Source organism: Streptomyces omiyaensis (assembly GCF_014650895.1).
Taxonomy (GTDB): domain Bacteria; phylum Actinomycetota; class Actinomycetes; order Streptomycetales; family Streptomycetaceae; genus Streptomyces; species Streptomyces omiyaensis.
This window is the reverse complement of the sequence record NZ_BMVV01000061.1, coordinates 1-7,374: the sequence shown is the minus strand read 5'-3', so window position 1 is coordinate 7,374 and position 7,374 is coordinate 1. Positions and strand designations below refer to the sequence as shown.

The 7,374-nt window shown below is 75.8% G+C and carries 9 protein-coding genes; 4 read left to right on the top strand and 5 right to left on the bottom strand.

Annotation, left to right across the window (positions count from 1 at the left end):
* Together IE287_RS37840 and IE287_RS37835 are read left to right on the top strand one after the other, a co-directional pair.
* On the top strand, positions 1-192 hold a 192-nt coding region (locus IE287_RS37840), incomplete at its 5' end, for a sigma factor-like helix-turn-helix DNA-binding protein (protein ID WP_268255026.1).
* A complete protein-coding gene (locus tag IE287_RS37835) occupies positions 189-941 on the top strand; it encodes an anti-sigma factor (protein WP_189853968.1) in 753 nt (250 codons plus the stop codon). The genes IE287_RS37840 and IE287_RS37835, both read left to right, overlap by 4 nt.
* A gap of 90 nt (positions 942-1,031) precedes the next feature.
* Here IE287_RS37835 and IE287_RS37830 read toward each other — a convergent pair whose 3' ends face one another.
* A complete protein-coding gene (locus tag IE287_RS37830; RefSeq protein WP_373307998.1) occupies positions 1,032-1,910 on the bottom strand; it encodes a DUF4394 domain-containing protein in 879 nt (292 codons plus the stop codon).
* A 318-nt stretch (positions 1,911-2,228) separates the two neighbouring features.
* Here IE287_RS37830 and IE287_RS37825 point away from each other — a divergent pair, with 318 nt between their 5' ends.
* Positions 2,229-2,663, top strand: coding sequence for an ATP-binding protein (locus IE287_RS37825; protein ID WP_189853967.1), 435 nt, complete (start codon positions 2,229-2,231; stop codon positions 2,661-2,663).
* A 114-nt stretch (positions 2,664-2,777) separates the two neighbouring features.
* On the opposite strand, the gene IE287_RS37820 is transcribed toward IE287_RS37825, so the two are convergent.
* Genes IE287_RS37820 through IE287_RS37805 form a run of 4 tightly spaced genes read right to left on the bottom strand, consistent with a single transcriptional unit; the run spans position 2,778 to position 6,068 of the window.
* A complete protein-coding gene (locus IE287_RS37820; RefSeq protein ID WP_189853966.1) occupies positions 2,778-3,497 on the bottom strand; it encodes an alpha/beta hydrolase in 720 nt (239 codons plus the stop codon).
* Entirely contained in the window at positions 3,494-3,826 is a 333-nt protein-coding gene (locus IE287_RS37815) for a DUF1295 domain-containing protein (RefSeq protein ID WP_189853965.1), read from the bottom strand. The genes IE287_RS37820 and IE287_RS37815 overlap by 4 nt, the downstream gene beginning before the upstream one ends.
* A complete protein-coding gene (locus IE287_RS37810; RefSeq protein WP_189853964.1) occupies positions 3,823-5,109 on the bottom strand; it encodes a class I SAM-dependent methyltransferase in 1,287 nt (428 codons plus the stop codon). The genes IE287_RS37815 and IE287_RS37810 overlap by 4 nt, the downstream gene beginning before the upstream one ends.
* Positions 5,106-6,068 carry a class I SAM-dependent methyltransferase gene (locus IE287_RS37805; RefSeq protein ID WP_189853963.1) on the bottom strand — a complete coding sequence of 321 codons (963 nt, stop codon included), beginning with the start codon at positions 6,066-6,068 and terminating at the stop codon, positions 5,106-5,108. Before IE287_RS37805 ends, IE287_RS37810 begins: the two co-directional genes overlap by 4 nt.
* A 487-nt stretch (positions 6,069-6,555) precedes the next feature.
* Between IE287_RS37805 and IE287_RS37800 the strand changes: the two genes are divergently transcribed.
* Positions 6,556-7,044, top strand: coding sequence for a hypothetical protein (locus IE287_RS37800; RefSeq protein ID WP_189853962.1), 489 nt, complete (start codon positions 6,556-6,558; stop codon positions 7,042-7,044).
* Positions 7,045-7,374 lie beyond the last annotated feature (330 nt).

Sequence of the window (7,374 nt, the reverse complement as noted above, 5' to 3'; positions counted from 1 at the left end):
GAGTCCGAGCAGGTGCGCCGGTGCCTGCGCGGCCTGACCGAACTCCAGCGCCAGGCCGTCACCCTGGCCTACTACCGGGGACTGACCTACCGTGAAGTCGCCGAGACCCTGCACACGCCGCTTCCCACCATCAAGACACGCATGCGCGACGGACTGGTCCGGCTCCGCGACTGCATGGGGGTGACCACATGAACCAGCACCGACCCGACCTCCACTCCCTCGCGGCCGCGTACGCCCTCGACGCCCTCGAACCCGCCGAACGGGAGGACTTCGCCGCGCACCTGTCGCACTGCGAGGACTGCCGCACGGAGGTGGCCGAGTTCGAGGCGACCGCCGCCCGCCTCGCCGGGGCCGCCGCCCAGGACCCGCCGCCCGCCCTCAAGCAGCGCACGATGGCCGCGGTCGAGGGTGTCCGCCAGCTCCCGCCCCGAGTCCCCGAGACCGGCGCGGCCCCCCGGACAACCCGCGCCCTCAAGCGCAAGGCCGTCCCCCTCGCCCTGGCGGCGAGCGTGGCCGCCGCGGTCTCCTTCGCCGGCCTCGCCGCCTGGCAGTACCAGGAGAGCCGGGACGCCCGGCAGCAGGCCCAGCAGGCCGAGCAGCAGCTCGACGCGGTGAGCACGGTACTGGCCGCACCGGACGCCCGTACCGTCCACGGCCGGGCCACCAACGGCGCCCTCACCACCGTCGTCAGCTCCGACCGCCAGAACCGGGCCGTCTTCACCGCAGCCGGCCTGCCCGCCCCTGCCGAAGGCAGGACCTACCAGCTCTGGCTCGACCGGGACGGCACCATGCGACCCGCCGGATTCATCCACTCCGACGGCACCGTCCCCCTCGACGGCGACTCCGCCGGCGCCGGCGCCGTCGGCCTCACGCTCGAACCGGTCGGAGGATCACCCCAGCCCACCACCACCCCGCTCCTCCTGCTGGCCCTGCCCGCCTGACGCCCGCCCCCGACCGGCTGCTCCCGGCTCTTCCGCGGACCGGCGGGCCGGGGGCGGGCGGGTGCGGCCCGTCCCCGGCGTGCGTACCGGTCAGCGCTGGTCGAGCGGGAGGGCGAGGTCGACGACCTGGCGGCCGGTGGGGAAGGCGCCGACGAGACCGGCGCGGCCGGTGAGGACGTCGACCGTGTAGAGGCGCTGCCTGCCGTCGGTGTTCAGGGCCGCGAAGCCGTGGTGGGAGCGGCTGGAGGGCGTGGAGTAGATGTCGAATCCGGCCGAGGGGCCGGCGTCGACGCCGAGGCCGCCGGTGGGGGCGAGGGTGCCGGCGTTGGCGGGGGACTGGAGCGAGACGCGGTCGTTGGCCGTGTCGATGTCGAACAGGGTGGTGGCGGTCGCCGGGTCGAGGTCGTTGTTGGTGTAGGCGGCGCCGGTGACGCCCAGGGCGGTCGACGGCGGGGCCGTCGGGTTGGTGAGGGTGCCGTCGGCGGTGGTGGTCCGCGGGGCGGCCGGGTCGTCGATGTTGTGGCGCAGGTTCTGTCCGGTGTCGCTGATGACGCGCAGGCGGTTGGCGGCGGGGTTGAAGTCGACCCCGAAGTGCCTGCCCTGGAGGACGACGGTGAGCTGGGAGACCTTCACCGCCGCGGCGGCGCTGTCGAGGGTGTAGACGCCGCCCTTGTCGCCTACGCCGTACAGCTTGCCGTTCTGGACGCGGAAGTCGATCCCCACCAGCTTGCCGTCGCCCTGGAGGCCGCTGACCTTCCCCAGCGACCAGGTGTCGGCCGGGTTGCGGACGCCGAAGCCGACCAGGCGCTGGTCGGAGGTCAGGCCCACACTGATCAGGCCGTCCTTCGCGGCCCGGTCCCGAGGCCCGAAGGGATCGCCGTCGCCCGCCGTCGCCGAAGCCAGGGCGGGGGAGAGCAGGGAAGTGGCCACCATGGCGGCAGCCACGGCGGCGGCGATGCGAGTACGCACGGGAGAACTCCGATCGATCGGGGCGCCCACACCCTGGAGGCGCGGGTCTGTGGATCCTTCGGCGCCCCCTGCGGGCGCGGATCGGTGCAGTGGTCCACAACCCCCCGGACGGCCCGCAAAAGTCCTACCGCTACGCCCGTGCGCGGGGCGATCACGGCCGGCGCGACCATCACCTTCGGCCGGTGGCGCCGCCGGGCCGCCGGCGAGACGCGGCCGGGCCGAGCGGGTTCTCACACGGTCCCCGGGCCCGATCCGCCATCCGGGCACGGAGCGGCTACGAATCCCCCGCACAGCAACCCTCGCCTCCAGGGAGCGGTCATGACCACCACCGCACCACCCCTGACGTCCAGCGGGACACGCCTCGTCGTCGCCCTGCCCAGCGGTCCGCGGAGCCCGGCCGCCGCCCGCCGCATCGCGGCCGGATGGCTCGACACGGGCGGATGCGCCCGGGCGGCCGACGCCGTCCTGATCGTGTCCGAGCTCGTCACCAACGCCGTCCGTCACGCCCGCGGCCCGTGCCTCCTGACCCTGGCCGACCACGGCGGGTCCCTGGACATCGCCGTCACCGACCACAGCGAGGACATGCCCGACGTCCACCGGCCCGCGGCCGGCGGCCGGCACGGCGGATTCGGCCTGGAGATCATGCGCCACCTGGGGGATTCCCTCAGGGTGGTCCCTCGCATCGGGGGCAAGACCGTCCACGTCTCGCTGCGGGTCCACACGCCGGCCCACGACTCCCCAAGGACACCGTGACGCCCCGCCCCCGGTCCCGGAACGGCCTGCGTCTCGCGCTCGCGGCGGGCGTCGCGGCGGCGGCCGTTCTCGGTGCCGTCACCGTCCGGCCTGCCCGCGGAAGGGCCCGCGCGCTCAGGCTCCGGCGAAGTCGGACGCATCGAGCGGACCGGCCTTCCACACGGCCCGCGGCGCCGGGGCCCCCGGCGGGAAGGGCAGGCCGAGGACCTCCGCGGTGGAACGCACGGCGAGCTGGTGCCACAGGTCGAAACGACGGAGCATCGTGTGCCGGCCGCCGGGCATGCGGAGGCCGCGGACGCGGGCTCCGGCTTCACCGGCGCGCCGGAGGTACGCCCACGTGTCGTGGGCCGAGGTGACCCGGTCCGTCTCGTCGTGCAGGGCGATGACCGTGCGGCCCGCCAGGTGGGCCACGGGATCGCCCGGCGGGCACCAGGGCGCGAGGCCCACGACTCCTCGGACCTGGGGGTCGTCGGCGGCGTGCAGGGCGGCCCTGGCGCCCATGGAGTGTCCCAGGAGGACCAGGGGGACGGGGCCGGCCGCGTCCTTGAGTTCGGCCAGCGCGCGTCGTGCGTCCGTCACCGGGTCCGCCCGGTCTCCGTTCCATCCGCGCAGCCGGTAGCGGACGTGCCCGACGAGGACGTCCGCGTGACGGGGGTCTTCTCGCAGTGCGCGGGCGAACGCCCTCATCCGCAGGTCCGGCAGGTTGAGGGCCGACGGCGGCGCAAGGGACTCCGCCCGTCCGCCGTGCAGGAGGAGCACCGCCCCCGCCGCCGCCCGGAAACGTGGCTCGGGCAGGTCGAGGGCACGGTGGGGGGAGCCATGAGAACCGTTCACGGGGTGCTTCCTCCTCCTCCCGCCCCGGGCCGGGTGCGCGCGCGTGGGGACAGCGGGAGGAAGCCGCTGGTGCGCCCGGTACAGGCGGGGGGCGCCTTGAAGCGGGCCGGGTGGTGGCCGCCGACGGCGTCGAAGGCGAGCCCGGCCGCCCACACCGCGAGACCGCAGTGGGCCGGGGCGTCCAGGGGCGCCGAGCCGGAGGAGACGGCCCGGACGGGGAGGGAGATCAGCCGGGTGACGGTGGCGACGGCGGTGAGGAGCACCGTCGGAGCCGCCGCCGGGGCGGCGGCGAGGTGGACGCCGAGGGCTCCCCGGTCGGTGCCGTTCACGTCCGGCTCCCGGGGGCGTGCCAGGCGGCGGGGGTGGCCGGCATGGCCGAAGCTCCTTCGCGGGTGGGCCGTACGGCGAGGATCTGGTCGACGCCCATGCGGCCCTCGGAGAAGGCGAGCGACGCGCCGGCGAGGTAGAGGCGCCACACCCGGGCGGTCGTCGTTCCGACGAGGGCCTCGACGTCGTTCCAGCGCTGTTCGAGGGTGGCGCGCCAGGCGTCGATGGTGGTCGCGTAGTGCTCGCGGAGGGCTTCCACGGAGCGCGTCTCCATTCCCGCTTCCTCCAGGATGTCCACGGTGCGGCCGACGGGGCGCATGTGCATGTCGGGGGCGATGTACGTCTCGATGAAGGCGCCGCCGCCCGGTGCGCGGGCGCCGCGGGACATCTGCTGGATCAGGAGCCGGCCCCCGGGGCGCAGCGAGCCGTGCAGCTTGGCGGCGAAGGCGGGATACCCGGCGTCGCCGACGTGCTCGCCCATCTCGACGGCGGCCGCGGCGTCGTAGCCGCCGCCGTCGATGTCGCGCCAGTGCCGCAGCTGGACGTCCACGAGGCCGGCCAGCCCCTCGCGCGCAGCACGCTCGGTGACGAAGTCGTGCTGGGCGCGGGAGAGGGTGACCGCGGTGACGCGCGCCTGGTACGCGCGGGCCGCGTGCACGGTGAGGGAGCCCCAGCCGCAGCCGACGTCGAGCAGCCGGTCCCCGGGGCCCAGGTCCAGTTTCCGGCAGATCAGGTCGAGCTTGTCGCGCTGGGCGTCTGCCAGCGTGTAGGCGGGGTCGTCGGGCCGGGTCCAGTAGGCGCAGGAGTACGCCATCGACTCGTCGAGCAGGAGCGCGTAGAAGTCGTTGGAGAGGTCGTAGTGGTGGCTGATGCCCGCGCGGTCCCGCGAGACGCTGTGAAGACCACCGGTCAGGCGGGCCCGCCCGTCGGGGCGCTTCGGAGGCGGGCCGACGACACCCAGGCGTACCGCCAGGGCGGTGGTCGCGGCGATGCCCGCGGGCCCGGGGCGGGCCGCCTGCCGGTCGCGGACGCTCCGGCCGGCGTGGGAGAGGGCGTCCGCCAGGTCGCCCCGGACGTCGAGGTCCCCGGTGACGTAGGCCTCGGCGAGGCCGAGCTCGCCCGGCTGCCACAGCATGCGGCGCAGGGCCGCGGGCGAGCGCAGGACGACCAGGGGCGCGTGGGCGGGGCCTGCCTGGCTGCCGTCCCAGGCCTGGACGCGCACGGGGAGGGGGCCGGGGACGAAGTGGCCGAGGAGCTGGGCGAGTCGGTCGGCGGCGTGCCTCATCGGTGGGTTCCTTCGGTGAGGAGGAGTTGGCGGACGTCGAGGTGGCGGGAGCGGAATCCCGCCTCCGAGCAGGCGGGATGGAACTCCCCCATGCGCGGGAAGACCGGGGCGAAGCCGAGCGCCGTGACGACCGGGCGGTGGGCGGTGAACCGTTCGCGCCCCCGGCGCAGGGTCTCGGCGTCGTGCTCGCCGTAGCCGTCGTCGGCGGTGGTGGCCGGCCCGGAGGCGGCGGAGTGCTCGGCGATGGCTTCCCGGGAGGGGATCAGGCCGCCGGGGAAGACGTACGTGCTGAGCGGAGTGTGCGTGGCGGCGCTGGGGAGCATCTCCCGGTGGCCCATGGTGATGGCCCGCGGGGCGATGCGGCCGCCGGGGGCGAGCGCACGGCGCAGGGCCGTGAAGGAGGAGGGCCGGTACTCGGCGCCGACCGCTTCGATCGTCTCGACGCTGATCACCGCGTCGCACCGGCCCCCGACGTCCCGGTGGCCGCGCGGCTGGACCTCGACCCGGTCGGCGAGTCCGGCTGCCGCGGTCCGCTCGCGGGCCAGGACGGCCTGCTCGCCGGAGAGGGGCAGGGCGGTGACCCGGGCTCCGCGGGCGGCTGCCCGCAGGGCGAGCTCGCCCCAGCCGGTGCCGATCTGCAGCAGCTGGCCGCCCGCGTGCTCCAGCCCGCACCCGTCGCACCCCACCGACATGCTCGTCTCGGCGCCCTGCGCCCCGATCCCCGGCTCCCGGAACGAACGGAGGAGAGGGGGATGGGTCGGCTCGTCGTGGACGATGAACCCCGAATCCACGGCAAGCCCCTGCCCGCCGGGGCCGGACAGTCCGCGGGTACGGGCGTGGCCCCCGAGCCGGCCGTCCGCCTCGTACGGGGTCACCTCGTACGAGGACGCCAGGACGTGGCCGGCCGTCAGGCCCGCCCCTCCGGCGCCCGTGACCGCCGCTCCCAGCCGTTCCGCCAAACCCGCTCCCGCCACTCGACACGCCGCCCGGCCGCTGCGCTCCACCCGTACTTCGCAGCCGACGGCCCGCCGGATGGGGACCGGTTTTCCCCGCGCTCCGCGGACGAAGCGGTGGAGCAGGCCTTCGTCGCCCCGTCCGGCACCCCGAGAACCTCGCTCGGACCACCCGGTTCGGCGCACACCGCGGGGGAACCGCTCGGCGCGCACGTCCAGGCGGACGGTGACGGACCCCGCTGCCCCACCGGAGCGCTGCGAGAGGAACCGGGCGTCCTGCACCCCCTCGGTCACAGCCCGGATCGCGGCGCCGCCCTCGCCCGACGCCCCCTGGGGCAGGTCCGCTCCGTCACCCGCAGACGATCCAGTCCCTCGCAACGACCCCGCAGGCTCCGCTCCCGACGCCCCGGAACCCGCCTCCCTCGACCCGGGCATCGACCCCGAGCGGCGAAAGAGGATGCGAAGCGGCAGGTCGGAGGAATACAACGGAGGGATGACCGTCTTCCTCTGTTCCAAGTGCGGCACCGCGATCACGCCGGAGCTCGCGGAACTCGCCGCCGTCCCCGACCTCGCCGCCGACGAGCGCGACCGGGACGAGGAGACAGGCCGGGCACCCTCCACCATCCCCCGGGGCCGCTACGCGATCGACCCCGAGCCCTGGGGAGCGCCCTACGTCGTGCAGGAGGACCAGAGGAACCCGAGGCCGGCCCAGGCGCGGGGGCACCTGGTCTCCCGGGCCGAAGAGGGCTTCGTCGTCTCGGCGGGCAGCCGGCGGACCGTGCTGGTGCACCCCGACGACGCCGCCGGCCTCCAGCCGCTGCCCGACTGGAAGAACAGCGCGGGCTGCTGCGGACCGGCAGGCGCCCAGGGACTCAACCGCGCCTGCCCCTGCGGCGCCCCCGTCGCGACCCTCGCCGCCGACTGCTTCGGTCCCTACGAACTGCACCTCGACCCCGTCCGGACCTGTGCCTTCTCCGGATGAGCCCCGCATGAGACCCGTACGGGACCCGTGCCCGCGCCGGGAGACGCGCCCGCCCCGCCGCTCCGCCGGGACCGTGGACGCCAGGGCTGTGCCTCGAAGCGGCTCCACGGGAAGCCGCAGGCCTTCGGGGGAGCGAGGATCTCGCGGCGGCGCGGGCCGTCCCTCTCAGCCGGTACGGACGCGGGCGCCGGTCCCGCCCCCCGCCGGGACGGCCGCGTGCCAGGGGCTGTCGGCGCCGGCGGCGGCGGGGTGTTCGGTGCGGGCCGGGCAGCAGCCGATCGGGCAGAGGTCGTGGGAGGGGCCGAGGGCGCCGAGGGCGCACCGCCGGGC

Bases quoted from the DNA above. Each gene is read 5' to 3' on its own strand.
- IE287_RS37835 (WP_189853968.1), top strand. From the start codon at position 189: ATGAACCAGCACCGACCCGACCTCCACTCCCTCGCGGCCGCGTACGCC.
- IE287_RS37825 (WP_189853967.1), top strand. From the start codon at position 2,229: ATGACCACCACCGCACCACCCCTGACGTCCAGCGGGACACGCCTCGTC.
- IE287_RS37810 (WP_189853964.1), bottom strand. From the start codon at position 5,109: ATGAGGCACGCCGCCGACCGACTCGCCCAGCTCCTCGGCCACTTCGTC.
- IE287_RS37800 (WP_189853962.1), top strand. From the start codon at position 6,556: ATGACCGTCTTCCTCTGTTCCAAGTGCGGCACCGCGATCACGCCGGAG.